The sequence below is a fragment of the Streptomyces deserti genome (genome assembly GCF_054782695.1).
On record NZ_BAAGRZ010000001.1, the window covers coordinates 312,060 to 326,066 of the forward strand.

Consider the following 14,007-nt stretch of genomic DNA (forward strand, 5'->3'; position numbering starts at 1 on the left):
CTGAACTCCCGTGAGGCATACGAAAAAGGAGAGAAAAAGGGCGTGCGGAGGCGGGGCTCGGCGGCCCTATCGCATTCGCTTGCTCACGGAAGACTCCTCGACGACCAGGACCCCTGGTTTCGCGAGGGGTCCGCGCTTGCCGTAGACCCTGCTGCCTACGGCCTGGTCTTCACCCGGGGCACCCCGCCACGGACGGAGGGTTGCCGGACAGTCGGCCGGGGCCTCATGACTGTCACTCATGACCTGGTCAGGAACTTAGGTGAGGTGATCGCCGTCCCGCAACTCGTGTCCGGATCGCGGGACGGCCACCTCCGCTCAGGCTATGCGTTGCTGACGGCCACCCAGCGGTCCAGGACCCGCTTGGCGGCCCCCGAGTCGATCGACTCCGCCGCCTTCTCCATCCCGGCCCGCAGCTGCTCGGCCAGCGGCGCCGACGTCGGCTCCAGCGCCACCAGCGCGGCCGCCGAGTTCAGCAGTACGGCGTCCCGCACCGGGCCCTTCTCGCCGTCCAGCAGACGCCGCGCGACCTCCGCGTTGTACGACGCGTCGGCGCCCCGCAGCGCCTCGACCGGCACCAGCTCGAGGCCGACGTCCCGCGGGTCGAAGGTCTCCTCGGTGACCTTGCCGTCCCGGACGACCCACACCCGGGACGTGGCCGTGGTGGTCAGCTCGTCGAGGCCGTCGTCGCCGCGGAAGACCAGCGACGAGTTGCCGCGCTCGGCGAGGACACCCGCGACGATGGGCGCCATCCGGCGGTCGGCGACGCCGACCGCCTGTGCCTTCACCTTCGCCGGGTTGGTCAGCGGACCGAGGACGTTGAAGGTCGTCCGGATGCCCAACTGCCCACGAGCGGCGGCCACATGGCGCAGTGCCGGGTGGAACTTCACCGCGAAGCAGAAGGTGATGCCCGCCTCCTCGGCGACGGCGGCGACCCGCCGCACGTCCAGATTCAGGTTGACGCCCAGCTTCTCCAGGACGTCGGACGCCCCCGACGCCGACGAAGCGGCGCGGTTGCCGTGCTTGACGACCTTCGCGCCCGTGCCGGCGACGACGATCGCCGACATGGTGGAGATGTTGACGGTCTTCGCGCCGTCACCGCCGGTGCCGACGATGTCGACCGTGGCCCCGGGCACCTCGATCACGTTGGCGTGCTCGTACATCGTCCGGACGAGACCGGTGATCTCCTCGACGGTCTCGCCCTTGGCCCGCAGCGCCACCACGAAGCCGGCGATCTGCGCGTCGGTCGCCTCGCCGCGCATGATCAGGTCCATCGCCCAGGCGGTGTCGTCCGCGGCCAGATCACGGCCGTCCAGCAGGCCGTTCAGCAGGGCGGGCCAGGTGCGGCCCGCCGCGTTGTCGCCTCCAGCGGGGGTCACAGCGCTCATCAGCCGCTCCTGGTCGTCGTGGAACACGTCGGTGTGGTTCCCACCCTATCCAGCCGGGAGCACGGCGAAGGGCCCCGTCCGAACACCGGACGGGGCCCTTCGCCGTGGCGTGGCGAACGCAGTGATCAGTGGTGGCCGTGGCCGCTCGTGATCTCCCTGTACTCCTCGACGGTGGGCTTCGGGATCTGGGCGCCCTCGCCGTAGTAGGCGTTGCTGAGCTTGGCGCGCAGCTTCTCGGAGCCCTTCACCTTGCGCTCGACACCGTTCTCGTCGACCGTCGGGCCGATCTCGGCCGGCTCGTACTGCTCGTGCGCCGTGAGCGTGTACATCTGCTCCTGGCTGAGCGGCTCGTGCACCTCGATGAACTCACCGTGCGGCAGGCGCTTGATGATGCCCGACTCGCGGCCGTGCAGCACCTTGTCCTTGTCCCGGCGCTGGAGGCCGAGGCAGATCCGCTTGGTGATGATGAACGCGATGACCGGTCCGGCGAAGAACCCGATCCGGACGAACCAGGTGACCGCGTTGATCGACAGGTGGAAGTGGGTGGCGACGATGTCGTTGCCACCGCCGATCAGCATGATCATGTACGCCGTGACCCAGGCGACACCGAAGGCGGTCCGGGTCGGGGCGTTGCGCGGCCGGTCCAGGATGTGGTGCTCGCGCTTGTCCCCGGTGATCCAGGACTCGATGAACGGGTAGAGGGCGATCACCCCGAGGAACAGACCGAAGATCACCAGCGGGATGAACACACCCAGGACGAGCGTGTGGCCCCAGAAGTTGATCTCCCAGCCGGGCATGGCGCGGACCAGACCCTCGGCGAAGCCCATGTACCAGTCGGGCTGGGCACCCGTCGAGACCATGTCCGGACGGTACGGGCCCAGGGCCCAGATCGGGTTGACGGTCACGAGGCCGGCGATGGCCGCGATGACACCGAAGACCAGGAAGAAGAAGCCTCCGGCCTTGGCCATGTAGACCGGCAGCAGCGGCATGCCGACCACGTTCTTGTTGGTGCGTCCGGGGCCCGCGAACTGGGTGTGCTTGTGGTAGAAGACCAGGATCAGGTGGCCCACCACGAGCCCGAGCATGATGCCCGGCAGCAGCAGGATGTGGATCGAGTAGAACCGGGCGACGAAGTCGTCGCCGGGGAACTCGCCGCCGAACAGGAACATCGAGATGTACGTGCCGACGATCGGCATGGACAGGATCGCGCCCTGCGTGAAGCGGACACCGGTGCCGGAGAGCAGGTCGTCCGGGAGCGAGTAGCCGGTGAAACCGGTGAACATGCCCAGGACGAACAGCAGGAAGCCGAACAGCCAGTTGATCTCACGCGGCTTGCGGAACGCGCCGGTGAAGAAGACGCGCATCATGTGCACGAACATGCCGGCGAGGAAGATGATCGCCGCCCAGTGGTGGATCTGCCGGATCAGCAGACCGCCGCGCACGTCGAAGCTGATGTCCAGCGTCGACTTGTAGGCCTCGCTCATCAGCTGGCCCTGCATCGGGACGTAACTGCCGTGGTACTCCACCTCGTTCATCGACGGGTGGAAGAACAGCGTCAGGTACACACCCGTGAGGATGATGATGATGAAGCTGTAGAGGCAGATCTCGCCCAGCATGAAGGACCAGTGGTCCGGGAAGATCTTGCGCATGTTGGCCTTGGCCAGGGAGTAGATCCCCAGCCTGCCGTCGGCCCAGTCGGCGACGCGCTCGCCGGCCGGGGCCTTCCCGCGAGAGCGGCCCGCCGCGGAAGCGGCAGATGGATTCGTGTTACTGGCTGTAGTGCTCATCCGCGCTCCCAGAAAGCAGGACCGACGGGCTCTTCGAAGTCGCCGAGCGCTTCGAGGTAGCCCTCGTCGTTCACGCCGATGCGCAGCTGCGGCAGGGCGTGGCCGGCGGGACCGAAGATCACCCGGGCACCGTCGGACAGGTCGAAGGTGGACTGGTGGCAGGGGCACAGCACGTGGTGCGTCTGCTGCTCGTACAGGGAGATCGGGCAACCGACGTGGGTGCAGATCTTCGAGTACGCGACGATGCCCTCGTGCGACCACTCGAGCTCGCGCTTGTCCTTGATGTCGCCCGGCTGGATCCGGACGATCATCAGGGCGGCCTTGGCGATCTCGTTGTGGAAGCCGTGGTCGTGCTCCTCGAGGCCCTCGGGCTTGGCGAAGGTGAGCGAGCCGACGGCGATGTCGGAGGGACGCAGCGGCTCGTTCGTGTTCATGTTGACGAGCAGCTTGCCCCTGCGCCACAGGGTGTGACGCAGCTTCTCCTCGGGCAGCGGGCCGAGGTCACGCAGCAGCACCAGGCCGGACAGCGGCACCAGGGTGAGCGCGCCGAGCATCGTGTTGCGGATCAGCTTGCGGCGGCCGAGCTGCGACTCCTTGGCGCCCTGCCGGAAGTCGGCCATGACCTTGGACTTGACGTCCGGGGCGGCCTCGATGGGGTGCCGCTCGTCGGCGATCTCCACGTCGGACATCAGGGTGCGCGCCCAGTGGACCGCACCCGCGCCGATGCAGAACAGCGCGATGCCGAGCGTCATGCCGAGGGCGAAGTTCAGCGCGCTGATGTGGCCCAGCGGGAAGATGTAGACCGACTTGTCGACCGGGATCGCCACGAACGCGGCGATGAAGCCGATGGTGGCCAGCATCGACACCGTGAACAGCAGGGCGACCGTGCGCTCGGACCGCCTGGCGGCCCGCTCGTCGATGTCCTGGATCCGGTGCTCGTGGGGCGGCAGGCCGGGGTCGGCGAACGGGTGCTTCTCGTCCGCGACGCCTACCGCACCGTGGGCGTGCTCGTCCTGTCCTGCGGACTGCGCGGCAGGCAGGTTCTCTTCGGGAATGTCTTGGCTACTCATGACTTCTTGGCCTTTGCGGTCCGAGCGGCAACCCACACAGCGACGGCAATCAGCCCGCCGAGGCCGAAGATCCAGCCGAACAGACCCTCGCTGACCGGCCCGAGGCCACCCAGTTCGAGGCCACCCGGGGTCTCGGTCTCGTCGCCGTTGACCGCGTTCAGGTACGCGATGATGTCCTTCTTGTTCTTCTCCGTCAGCGAGGTGTCGGGGAAGGACGGCATGTTCTGCGGGCCGGTGAGCATGGCCTCGTAGATGTGCTTGGGGCTGACGCCCTCGAGGCTCGGCGCGTACTTGCCGTGGGTGAGCGCGCCGCCCTTGCCGGTGAAGTTGTGGCACTGCGCGCAGTTGTTGCGGAACAGCTCACCACCCTTGGCGATGTCCGCGCCCTCGGGGCCGTACTGCTCCTCCGTCGGGATGGACGGACCGGCGCCCAGCGAGGCGATGTAGGCCGCGAGCTGGTCGATCTCGGCCTGCGAGTAGATGTTCCTCTTTTCCGGGACCTGCGCGCCCGGCTGCTGCGCCGGCATACGGCCGGTGGCCACCTGGAAGTCGACGGCGGCGGCGCCCACGCCGACCAGGCTCGGGCCGTCAGTGGTGCCCTGACCACCGGTGCCGTGGCAGCTGGCGCAACCGACGGCGTAGAGCTTCTTGCCCTCCTCGATGGTGAGGGACTGGGCGGTTTCGTCGGCCTTCGCCTTGTCCGTCGGTGCGAACAGGACGTACAGCCCCCCGGTGCATGCCAGCGCGAGGAGTAGGACGACGACCGCCGCCAACGGGTGGCGTCGTCGTGCGGAGAGCTTTTTCACGGATTACCCCGGTGTCAGGATCTTCTGCGTCGATGCTTCTGGGATGTGCGCTCGTCAGGAGCGCGCGCGGATGCGGCCCGGCTACTTGATCATGTAGATCGTGGCGAAGAGGCCGATCCAGACGACATCGACGAAGTGCCAGTAGTAGGACACGACGATGGCCGCGGTCGCCTGCTCGTGGGTGAACCTCCGCGCCGCGTAGGTCCGGCCGAGGACCAGCAGGAAGGCGATGAGACCGCCCGTCACGTGCAGGCCGTGGAAGCCGGTGGTCAGGTAGAAGACCGAGCCGTACGGGTCGGACGAGAGCGACAGGCCCTCGTGCTTGACCAGCTCGGTGTACTCGAAGACCTGACCGCCGATGAAGATCGCGCCCATGATGAAGGTGACGATGAACCAGCCCCGGAGCTTCTTCACGTCACCGCGCTCGGCGGCGAACACGCCGAGCTGGCAGGTGAGGGAGGAGAGCACCAGGATCGTGGTGTTCGTCGCCGAGAACGGGAAGTTCAGGGCGTCGGCCTTCTCCGACCAGAAGTCGGGCCCGGTCACCGATCGCAGGGTGAAGTACATCGCGAAGAGGGCCGCGAAGAACATCAGCTCGGAACTCAACCAGATGATGGTTCCGACGCTGGTGAGGTTCGGCCGATTGACCGACGGGTGCGCGTGCCCGGTTTCTACTGTCGTTGCTGTCGCCACGACCGACATTATGTCGGTCGCTTATCCCGCCCTCACTCCGGGGGGTGCCGTTCGGAGTGTCTTCACCGGTCGTACCGGTGTTGACGTGGTGTTCAAGGGAGTAGCATCCGGCCCACGGGCTACGACGACGTCTCGGAGGAAGCATGCAGCCGACCGCCACGGTGCTGGTCTACAGCGACGACTCCACCACCCGCGAACAGGTGCGGCTGGCCACCGGGCGCCGTCCGGCTCCGGACGTGCCTGTCGTGGAGTTCGTGGAGTGCGCGACTCCTGCGGCCGTCGTCAAGGAGCTGGACAAGGGGGGCATCGACGTCTGTGTGCTGGACGGTGAGGCCGTGCCGATGGGCGGCATGGGGATGTGCCGGCAGATCAAGGACGAGATCTTCGACTGCCCGCCGGTGCTGTTGCTGATCGGGCGGCCTCAGGATGCCTGGTTGGCGACGTGGAGCCGGGCGGAGGCGGCGGTGACGCTGCCGGTGGAGCCGGTGGAGTTCGCCTCGGCGTTGGCTTCCCTGTTGCGGGAGCGGAAGGTTCTGAGCGCCTGAGAGCTCGGGGCTTGAGGTGGTCCGGCGGCTGCGGGTCCGTTGTGGCTTGTCGCGCCCACGCGGCGGAGCGGCCCATCGATCCGGCCCCGCGCCCCTGAGGGGTACCTCACACAGCTGCCGGTCGGAGCCGTGCTGCCTCCTCGGGGCCCGGGCCCTGGGGGTTTCCGGTGACGAGGGCACTGCCCGTGCGCCACTTGTCCCAGGGGAGGTTCCAGTCGCCGAAGCCGTTGCCGAAGGGTTCCATCGTGTGGCCGGCCGAGTTGACGACCTCGACGAGGTCGCCCTCGCGGACGGTGTCGAAGAACCACTCGGCGTTGCCGGTGCTCATGCCGGTGCAGCCGTGGCTGACGTTGGCGTAGCCCTGGGAGCCGACGGACCAGGGGGCGGCGTGGACGTACTCGCCGCTCCACGTCACGCGGGTGGCGAAGTAGACGGGCAGGTCGTACGACTCCGATGAGCCCTCGGCTATGCCGATGGTGGTGCTGCGCATGCGTACGAAGCGTTCCTTGCCGAGGACGACCTTGACGCCGTTGCGGGTGTCGAAGCCGGGCTTGCCCGTGGTGACGGGGATGGTCTTGATCGCCTCGCCGTTCTTGTAGACCGTCATCTGGTGCGCCGCGGCGTCCGTGACGGCGATCAGGCGGTCGCCGGTGGTGATCTTCAGGGGCTTGGCCGTGCCGCCCCACAGGCGGTCGCTGATCTTGATGCCCTCTATGGTGCTGCGCACCTGGATGGTGGCGTGCGTGGGCCAGTATTCCTTGGGGCGGTAGTGGAGCTCCTTGTCGTCCACCCAGTGCCAGGCGCCCTCCGCCCAGGGCGTGGAGTCGACCTTGAGGGCGCGCTCCACCACGGCCCGCTGGGCGCGGTCCTTGACGGGCTCGCTCAGCTTCGCCGTGATGGGCTGGCCGACGCCGTAGGTGCCCGCCTTGGGGCCGAAGGTGACGTCCAGGCGCTTCTTGGTGGTGGGCTTGCCGGTGACGAAGGTGAGCACCTTGCGGCCGGGCGCCCCGTCCTCGTCCTCGGTGCTGACGCGGACCGTGTAGCGGGCGTCGGCGGCGAGCGGTGAGGTGCTGTGCCAGCGGCTGCCGTCGGCGGAGAGTTCGCCGGCGACGTACCGTCCGGCGCTGTCCATGGCCGTGACGTCCGTGATGCGTCCGTCGGAGCCCTCGGCGACGACTTCCAGGGGCTTGTCCGGGTCGGCCTTCTTCCCGGCGCCGGTGGGGCCGTTGAAGGAGATCTGGTCCGCCGCGTCGTACGGCGCGGCGGAGAGCGGGTTGCCGTCGTTGTCACAGGCGATGAGGCCCGCGCCGAGGGCGAGCACCAGCAGGGCGCAGCCGGCGACGGTGGTGGTGCGCGATATGTGGCTCATGGCCTCAACGTAGGAAGCCGCGTCAACCCCGGCGCGCTGGGTGACTCGTACGAGGGACGATATTTGCTGCACTTGCCGCAAGATCACGGGCCCGGACGCTCCTGACGGAGTATCCGGGCCCGAAAAGGCGTGCGGCCTGTGTTACTGGGTGCGGTTCTCACCGCGGTAGTACTCGAAGACCCAGCCCCAGATGCCGATCAGCATCAGCGGTGCCGAGAAGTACATCAGCCACCAGCCGATGGCCACGCTCAGGAAGGCGAACGCGCCACCGATGCCCAGGAGGAGCGGCTGCCAGCTGTGCGGGCTGAAGAACCCGACCTCGCCGGCGTCGTCCGCGACGTCCGCCTCCTTGTTGTCCTGTGCGCCGACGTCGACCCGCTTGGCCGTGAAGCCGAGGTAGAAGCCGATCATGATGCACAGGCCGAAGGCCAGGAAGAGGGCCGTGGTACCGGCCGGCTCCTTCGACCAGACGCCATAGACGACCGCCATGGCGAGGACGAAGACGCTCAGCCACATGAACATCTTGCCCTGGATCTTCACTTGCCGGCCTCCTTGCCGCCCGCGACGGCCGCCTTCTCGCCGTGACCGACGTTCTCGAGCTGGTCGAGCGCGGCGATCTCCGGGTGGTGCAGGTCGAACGCCGGGGATTCACTGCGGATCCGCGGCAGGGTGAGGAAGTTGTGCCGCGGCGGCGGGCAGGAGGTCGCCCACTCCAGGGAGCGGCCGTAGCCCCACGGGTCGTCGACGCCGACCGGCTTGCCGTACTTGGCCGTCTTCCACACGTTGTAGAAGAACGGCAGGAGCGACATGCCGAGCAGGAACGAGCTGATCGTCGAGATCGTGTTCAGGGCGGTGAAGCCGTCGGCCGCGAGGTAGTCCGCGTACCGGCGGGGCATGCCCTCGGCGCCCAGCCAGTGCTGGACCAGGAAGGTGCCGTGGAAGCCGATGAACAGCGTCCAGAACGTGATCTTGCCGAGGCGCTCGTCGAGCATCTTGCCGGTCCACTTCGGCCACCAGAAGTGGAAGCCGGAGAACATCGCGAAGACGACCGTGCCGAAGACGACGTAGTGGAAGTGCGCCACCACGAAGTACGAGTCCGAGACGTGGAAGTCCATCGGCGGCGAGGCCAGGATGACGCCGGTCAGACCACCGAAGGTGAAGGTGATCAGGAAGCCGGTCGCCCACAGCATCGGGGTCTCGAAGGACAGCGAGCCCTTCCACATGGTGCCGATCCAGTTGAAGAACTTCACACCGGTCGGGACCGCGATCAGGAAGGTCATGAAGGAGAAGAACGGCAGCAGCACTCCGCCGGTGACGTACATGTGGTGCGCCCACACCGTCACCGACAGACCCGCGATCGCGATCGTCGCGCCGATCAGACCCATGTAGCCGAACATCGGCTTACGGGAGAAGACCGGGATCACCTCGGAGATGATGCCGAAGAACGGCAGCGCGATGATGTACACCTCGGGATGCCCGAAGAACCAGAACAGGTGCTGCCACAGCAGCGGCCCGCCGTTGGCCGCGTCGAAGACGTGGGCGCCGAACTTGCGGTCCGCCTCCAGCGCGAACAGCGCGGCGGCCAGCACGGGGAAGGCCAGCAGGACCAGCACACCGGTCAGCAGCACGTTCCACGTGAAGATCGGCATGCGGAACATGGTCATGCCCGGGGCGCGCATGCAGATGATCGTGGTGATGAAGTTGACCGAGCCGAGGATGGTGCCGAAGCCGGAGAACGCCAGACCCATGATCCACATGTCGGCGCCGATGCCCGGGGAGCGGACCGCGTCGGACAGCGGGGCGTAGGCGAACCAGCCGAAGTCGGCCGCGCCCTGCGGGGTCAGGAAGCCCGCCACCGCGATGAGGGAGCCGAACAGGTACAGCCAGTAGGCGAACATGTTCAGCCGGGGGAAGGCCACGTCCGGCGCGCCGATCTGCAGCGGCATGATCCAGTTGGCGAAGCCGGCGAACAGCGGCGTCGCGAACATCAGCAGCATGATCGTGCCGTGCATCGTGAACGCCTGGTTGAACTGCTCGTTCGACATGATCTGCAGACCCGGCCGGGCCAGCTCGGCGCGCATGAACAGCGCCATGACGCCACCGATGACGAAGAACGCGAACGACGTGACCAGATACAGCGTGCCGATCGTCTTGTGGTCCGTGGTCGTCAGCCACTTGACCACGACGCTGCCGCGGTTCTGGCGCCGGACCGGCAGCTCGTCCGCATAGTGGGACCCTGCTGCCGCGGCACCCTGGGGTTCGTTGAGGATGCTCACAGGATGTTCGTCTCCCGGTTCTTCTCGTGGCCCGCCTGCTCGATGCCGGCGGGAACGTAACCGGTCTGCCCCTTCTTCACGAGGTCCTTGAGGTGCTGCTCGTAGCGCTCAGGGGAGACGACCTTCACGTTGAACAGCATCCGGGAGTGGTCCACGCCGCAGAGCTCGGCGCACTTGCCCAGGAAGGTGCCCTCCTTGTTGGGGGTCACCTCGAAGGCGTTGGTGTGGCCCGGGATGACGTCCTGCTTCATGAGGAACGGCACCACCCAGAAGGAGTGGATGACGTCGCGCGAGGTCAGGACGAAGCGGACCCGCTTGCCCTCGGGCAGCCACAGGGTCGGACCGGGGTTGCCGGTCTGAGGGTTGCGCGTGCCGGGAATACCGCAGTCGTAGACACCGCCGGCGTTGGCCGGGAAGGCGTCCTTGTAGCGGTCCGGGATCGCGTCCAGTTCCTTGGCGGTCTTGGCGTCACCGGAGGAACCGTCGACGTTCTCGACGTAGTTGAAGCACCAGCTCCACTGGAAGCCGACCACGTTGACCGTGACGTCGGGCTTCTTGTCGAGCCTGAGGAGCTCGGACTCGTCACGCGCGGTGAAGTAGAAGAGCACCGAGACGATGATGAGCGGGACCACCGTGTACAGCGCCTCGATGGGCATGTTGTACCGGGTCTGCGGAGGGATCTCGACCTTGGTGCGGCTGCGCCGGTGGAAGAAAGCACTCCACAGGATCAGGCCCCACACCAGCACGCCCACGGCGAGCGCGGCGGCCCAGGAGCCCTGCCACAGGGAGAGGATCCGCGGAGCCTCTTCCGTGGTCGGGGTGGGCATGCCGAGGCGGGGGAAGTCCTCGTATGTGCAACCGGTGGCGGTCGCCAGGACCAGGCCCGCGGTCAGTGCCTGCAGCAGCTTCCGCCGCATCGGGCGCCGCGGCGAGCGGTCGGAGCCGTTGGGACTCACGTAGCGCCTTCCCGAGAGTCTCGCCCGCGCTGTTGGCTGCGGCCTTCTCGCTGGTCGGTCGCCGCCCTGCGTCGGGCAGGGGTTTGGATGTTTATGCGGACCAAACCCTAGCCGACGCCCTCCGGGGGGTCGCGGGGAGGGTGGGCATACGCGCCGTGGGTCAATCCGAAGGGGTGGGATCGGCCGCCTAATGGCTCGGAGGTGCCGGTTGTGCGGCGAGTGGCGGTGGTTTGTGGGTGAGCGCGCAGTTCCGCACAGCCCTTTGGGGCGCTTAGCGTTGCTGCGTGGCCTACTTCGATGCTGCTTCCAGTGCTCCCCTTCATCCCGTCGCCCGGCAGGCTCTGTTGGCCTCGCTCGGCGAAGGGTGGGCCGATCCTGCCCGGCTGTATCGGGAGGGGCGGCGGGCCCGGATGCTGCTGGATGCGGCGCGGGAGGCGGCCGCCGAGGCGGTGGGGTGCCGCCCGGACGAGCTGGTGTTCACGCCGTCCGGTACGCGGGCCGTGCACTCGGGGATCGCGGGGGCGTTGGCCGGGCGGCGGCGGGTGGGGCGTCACCTGATCGTGTCAGCGGTCGAACACTCCTCGGTGCTGCACGCGGCCGAGGTGCACGAGGCCGACGGGGGGACGGTGACGCAGGTCGCCGTGGACCGTCAGGGCCGGGTGGATGCCGAGTCGTACGCGGCGGCCCTGCGTGCCGACACCGCGCTGGCCTGTCTGCAGTCGGCCAACCACGAGGTGGGCACCGAGCAGCCGGTGGCCGAGGTGGCCGAGGCGTGCCGGGCGGCGGACGTGCCGTTGCTGGTGGACGCGGCGCAGTCGGTGGGGTGGGGGCCGGTGGAGGGTGACTGGTCGCTGCTCGCGGCGAGCGCCCACAAGTGGGGCGGGCCGTCGGGGGTCGGACTGCTCGTCGTACGGAAGGGTGTGCGGTTCGCGCCGCAAGGGCCGGTGGACGAGCGGGAGTCGGGGCGGGCCGCCGGGTTCGAGAACATTCCGGCGATCGTCGCCGCGGCGGCCTCGCTGCGGGCCGTGAGGGCGGAGGCGGCCGAGCAGGCGGTGCGACTGCGGGAGCTGACGGAGCGGATCCGGGTGCGAGTGCCGGAGCTGGTGCCGGATGTGGAGGTGGTGGGGGATCCGGTGCGGCGGCTGCCCGGGATCGTCACCTTCTCGTGTCTCTATGTCGACGGAGAGACGCTGCTGCACGAGCTGGATCGGGAGGGTTTCTCCGTCTCGTCCGGATCGTCCTGCACAAGCAGCACGCTGACGCCGAGCCATGTGCTGAAGGCCATGGGTGTGCTGAGTGAGGGCAATGTGCGGGTGTCCCTGCCGATGGGGACGGCCGGTGAGGACGTCGAGCGGTTCCTGGACGTGCTGCCGGGGGCGGTCGCCGGGGTCCGGGAGAAGCTGGGCGCGCCCGCTGCCTCGCAGGTGGGCCGGGAGGCCGAGACCCTCGTCGTGGACGCGGTGGGCAGGCGCTGCCCGATCCCGGTGATCGAGCTGGCCAAGGTCATCGGCGACGTACCCGTGGGCGGCACGGTGCGTGTCCTCGCGGACGACGAGGCGGCCCGGCTGGACATTCCGGCGTGGTGCGCGATGCGGGGCCAGGAGTACGTGGGTGAGGAGCCGGCGGACCGGGGCTCGGCCTATGTGATCCGCCGGGTGTCCTGACCCGCGCTCAGCTCAGGTGCGCCTGGACCTCGGCGGCGGCCTCGTCGCCGTACGCCTTGGTGAAGCGCTCCATGAAGTGCGCGCGGCGCAGCCGGTACTCCTGGGTGCCGACCGTCTCGATGACCAGCGTGGCCAGCATGCAGCCGACCTGGGCGGCGCGCTCCAGGGAGACGCCCCAGGCCAGGCCGGACAGGAAGCCGGCGCGGAAGGCGTCGCCGACGCCGGTGGGGTCGGCCTTGCGCTCCTCCTCCGGGCAGCCGACCTCGATCGGGTCCTCACCGGCCCGCTCGATGCGCACGCCGCGCGCGCCGAGGGTGGTGACGCGGTGGCCGACGCGGGAGAGGATCTCGGCGTCCGTCCAGCCCGTCTTCCTCTCGATGAGGCCCTTCTCGTACTCGTTCGAGAAGAGGTACGTCGCCCCGTCCAGCAGGATGCGGATCTCATCGCCGTCCATGCGGGAGATCTGCTGGGAGAAGTCGGCGGCGAACGGGATGGAGCGGGAGCGGCACTCCTCGGTGTGGCGGAGCATCGCCTCCGGGTCGTCGGCGCCGATCAGGACCAGGTCGAGGCCGCCGACGCGGTCGGCGACGGTCTTCAGCTCGATGAGGCGGGCCTCGCTCATGGCGCCCGTGTAGAAGGAGCCGATCTGGTTGTGGTCGGCGTCGGTCGTGCACACGAAACGGGCGGTGTGCAGCGTGTCGGAGATGCGGACGGAGGCGGTGTCGACGCCGTGCCGGTCGAGCCAGGACCGGTACTCGTCGAAGTCGGAGCCCGCGGCGCCGACCAGGATCGGCCGGGTGCCGAGCTGGCCCATGCCGAAGGCGATGTTCGCACCGACCCCGCCCCGGCGCACGTCGAGCTTGTCGACCAGGAAGGACAGCGAGACCGTGTGCAGTTGGTCCGCGACGAGCTGGTCGGAGAAGCGGCCGGGGAAGGTCATGAGGTGGTCGGTGGCGATGGAGCCGGTGACTGCGATGCGCACGGCGTGGATTCTCCTGGAGGGAGGACGGTGGACAGTTCACGCTATCGGGTCGGTGCGGCCACGTTGAAGCCGCCGAAACTACCCGATAGTAGATCTTTCTTCGTGCGCTCGAGCGTGCATACGGTGCCGCTATGACGAACCTCAAGATCCACGCCCCCGGCCCGGCCGACAACGACGGCGATCTGGCGTCGCTGCGCGGTGACTGCGCCCGGATGGCTCCCCACTGGACGGTTCCGGAGCGGGTGAGCCCGGTGCCGGTCTCCCCCTCCCTCATCCACGGCGTGACCGTACCGCCGGCGTCGGCCCGGCTGCTGGACGCCATGTCGGACTACGGCGACTGAGCGAGAGCCGCCCCGGCAGGGAACCGGGTGCTCCCCCGCTGCGTCCCATCGCTGTCCCCCGTAAAGAGGATGCGGGATACGACCCGTCACGGCCCGTTCGGGCACGGGCGGGCGTACGGGACAGCTGTGCAGC

13 protein-coding genes and 1 riboswitch are annotated in these 14,007 nt (G+C 68.4%); of the genes, 3 read left to right on the forward strand and 10 right to left on the reverse strand.

What is annotated here, in order from left to right:
• Positions 1 to 127: 127 nt before the first annotated feature.
• A riboswitch (SAM riboswitch) is annotated at positions 128 to 244 on the reverse strand.
• Between the two features lie 76 nt (positions 245 to 320).
• The 5 genes from trpD to ctaE all read right to left on the reverse strand — a co-directional run bounded on the left by trpD (position 321) and on the right by ctaE (position 5,750).
• Positions 321 to 1,385, reverse strand: a complete 1,065-nt coding sequence (trpD, locus tag ACYVMZ_RS01455) for an anthranilate phosphoribosyltransferase (protein ID WP_461074550.1) — start codon at positions 1,383 to 1,385, stop codon at positions 321 to 323.
• A gap of 125 nt (positions 1,386 to 1,510) precedes the next feature.
• Positions 1,511 to 3,172, reverse strand: coding sequence for a cytochrome bc1 complex cytochrome b subunit (qcrB, locus tag ACYVMZ_RS01460; protein ID WP_461074552.1), 1,662 nt, complete (start codon positions 3,170 to 3,172; stop codon positions 1,511 to 1,513).
• The gene (qcrA, locus tag ACYVMZ_RS01465) at positions 3,169 to 4,242 is read right to left on the reverse strand and encodes a cytochrome bc1 complex Rieske iron-sulfur subunit (protein WP_461074554.1); all 1,074 of its coding nucleotides are present in this window, start codon (positions 4,240 to 4,242) and stop codon (positions 3,169 to 3,171) included. The genes qcrB and qcrA overlap by 4 nt, the downstream gene beginning before the upstream one ends.
• The gene (gene qcrC / locus ACYVMZ_RS01470) at positions 4,239 to 5,048 is read right to left on the reverse strand and encodes a cytochrome bc1 complex diheme cytochrome c subunit (RefSeq protein WP_461074556.1); all 810 of its coding nucleotides are present in this window, start codon (positions 5,046 to 5,048) and stop codon (positions 4,239 to 4,241) included. Before qcrC ends, qcrA begins: the two co-directional genes overlap by 4 nt.
• Positions 5,049 to 5,129: 81 nt before the next feature.
• Positions 5,130 to 5,750: an aa3-type cytochrome oxidase subunit III gene (gene ctaE, locus ACYVMZ_RS01475; RefSeq protein ID WP_461074558.1), complete on the reverse strand. Its 621-nt coding sequence runs from the start codon at positions 5,748 to 5,750 to the stop codon at positions 5,130 to 5,132.
• Positions 5,751 to 5,884: 134 nt separating this feature from the next.
• Between ctaE and ACYVMZ_RS01480 the strand changes: the two genes are divergently transcribed.
• Positions 5,885 to 6,286, forward strand: a complete 402-nt coding sequence (locus ACYVMZ_RS01480) for a response regulator (protein WP_461074560.1) — start codon at positions 5,885 to 5,887, stop codon at positions 6,284 to 6,286.
• A 106-nt stretch (positions 6,287 to 6,392) separates the two neighbouring features.
• On the opposite strand, the gene ACYVMZ_RS01485 is transcribed toward ACYVMZ_RS01480, so the two are convergent.
• From ACYVMZ_RS01485 to ctaC, 4 genes are all read right to left on the reverse strand, one after another.
• Complete coding sequence (locus ACYVMZ_RS01485; protein WP_461074562.1) at positions 6,393 to 7,655, reverse strand: L,D-transpeptidase; 1,263 nt, start codon at positions 7,653 to 7,655, stop codon at positions 6,393 to 6,395.
• A 141-nt stretch (positions 7,656 to 7,796) separates the two neighbouring features.
• A complete protein-coding gene (locus ACYVMZ_RS01490) occupies positions 7,797 to 8,195 on the reverse strand; it encodes a cytochrome c oxidase subunit 4 (RefSeq protein WP_461074564.1) in 399 nt (132 codons plus the stop codon).
• Entirely contained in the window at positions 8,192 to 9,931 is a 1,740-nt protein-coding gene (ctaD, locus tag ACYVMZ_RS01495) for an aa3-type cytochrome oxidase subunit I (RefSeq protein ID WP_461074566.1), read from the reverse strand. The genes ACYVMZ_RS01490 and ctaD overlap by 4 nt, the downstream gene beginning before the upstream one ends.
• Positions 9,928 to 10,887: an aa3-type cytochrome oxidase subunit II gene (gene ctaC / locus ACYVMZ_RS01500; RefSeq protein ID WP_461074568.1), complete on the reverse strand. Its 960-nt coding sequence runs from the start codon at positions 10,885 to 10,887 to the stop codon at positions 9,928 to 9,930. The genes ctaD and ctaC overlap by 4 nt, the downstream gene beginning before the upstream one ends.
• Before the next feature lie 284 nt (positions 10,888 to 11,171).
• Between ctaC and ACYVMZ_RS01505 the strand changes: the two genes are divergently transcribed.
• Positions 11,172 to 12,551 (forward strand): aminotransferase class V-fold PLP-dependent enzyme, encoded by a 1,380-nt coding sequence (locus ACYVMZ_RS01505; protein WP_461074570.1) that lies wholly within the window; start codon positions 11,172 to 11,174, stop codon positions 12,549 to 12,551.
• A gap of 7 nt (positions 12,552 to 12,558) precedes the next feature.
• Here ACYVMZ_RS01505 and ACYVMZ_RS01510 read toward each other — a convergent pair whose 3' ends face one another.
• Entirely contained in the window at positions 12,559 to 13,533 is a 975-nt protein-coding gene (locus ACYVMZ_RS01510; RefSeq protein WP_461074572.1) for a carbohydrate kinase family protein, read from the reverse strand.
• A 131-nt stretch (positions 13,534 to 13,664) separates the two neighbouring features.
• Here ACYVMZ_RS01510 and ACYVMZ_RS01515 point away from each other — a divergent pair, with 131 nt between their 5' ends.
• Positions 13,665 to 13,874, forward strand: coding sequence for a hypothetical protein (locus ACYVMZ_RS01515; RefSeq protein WP_461074574.1), 210 nt, complete (start codon positions 13,665 to 13,667; stop codon positions 13,872 to 13,874).
• Positions 13,875 to 14,007: the final 133 nt, after the last annotated feature.

What these genes read in the sequence shown, in the direction of transcription:
- ACYVMZ_RS01480 (WP_461074560.1), top strand. Translation starts at nt 5,885, where the DNA reads ATGCAGCCGACCGCCACGGTGCTGGTCTACAGCGACGACTCCACCACC.
- ctaE (WP_461074558.1), bottom strand. Translation starts at nt 5,750, where the DNA reads ATGTCGGTCGTGGCGACAGCAACGACAGTAGAAACCGGGCACGCGCAC.
- qcrB (WP_461074552.1), bottom strand. Translation starts at nt 3,172, where the DNA reads ATGAGCACTACAGCCAGTAACACGAATCCATCTGCCGCTTCCGCGGCG.
- ACYVMZ_RS01485 (WP_461074562.1), bottom strand. Translation starts at nt 7,655, where the DNA reads ATGAGCCACATATCGCGCACCACCACCGTCGCCGGCTGCGCCCTGCTG.
- qcrA (WP_461074554.1), bottom strand. Translation starts at nt 4,242, where the DNA reads ATGAGTAGCCAAGACATTCCCGAAGAGAACCTGCCTGCCGCGCAGTCC.
- ACYVMZ_RS01515 (WP_461074574.1), top strand. Translation starts at nt 13,665, where the DNA reads ATGACGAACCTCAAGATCCACGCCCCCGGCCCGGCCGACAACGACGGC.
- trpD (WP_461074550.1), bottom strand. Translation starts at nt 1,385, where the DNA reads ATGAGCGCTGTGACCCCCGCTGGAGGCGACAACGCGGCGGGCCGCACC.